This window comes from Chromobacterium sp. ASV23 (genome assembly GCF_016428945.1).
Classification (GTDB): domain Bacteria; phylum Pseudomonadota; class Gammaproteobacteria; order Burkholderiales; family Chromobacteriaceae; genus Chromobacterium; species Chromobacterium sinusclupearum.
Map to the genome: position 1 here is coordinate 1 of NZ_JAELTR010000193.1, position 442 is coordinate 442.

1 protein-coding gene is annotated in these 442 nt (G+C 63.6%); it reads right to left on the reverse strand.

Annotation, left to right across the window (positions count from 1 at the left end; all coding sequences use genetic code 11):
- Positions 1-153: 153 nt before the first annotated feature.
- On the reverse strand, positions 154-442 hold a 289-nt coding region (locus JHD59_RS22210; protein WP_199155863.1), incomplete at its 5' end, for an SDR family NAD(P)-dependent oxidoreductase.

Sequence of the window (442 nt, forward strand, 5' to 3'; positions counted from 1 at the left end):
TACTAAGGGGGCCGAAGCCTGTGACGGGAATGCCTTCTTCAGGACGTTGTGGATGCCGTCCTTGCCTGTTCTCCGGCGCGGCCGGGCAGCTTGGCCCGACTGCGATTCCCGCTTGCCCGGATAAATTCTTTTTCGTTTGCCAGGTGCGCCCGGTCAGTAGGTGGCGCGCCCGCCTGAGAGATCGAAGATCGCGCCGGTATTGAAGCTGCATGAGCCCGAGCACAGCCAGGCGCTCATTTCGGCGACTTCTTCGACCGTCCCCAGGCGATGCATGGGGCTCTTGTCGATCATGGTCTGTACATGGGCTGGCGACATCTGTTGCAGCAGCGCGGTCTTCACCGCCGCCGGGGCGATGGCGTTGACCAGTACGCCGGTATCGGCCAGTTCCTTGCCCAGCGACTTGGTCAGCGCCAGCACACCGGCCTTGGCGGCGCTATAGGCC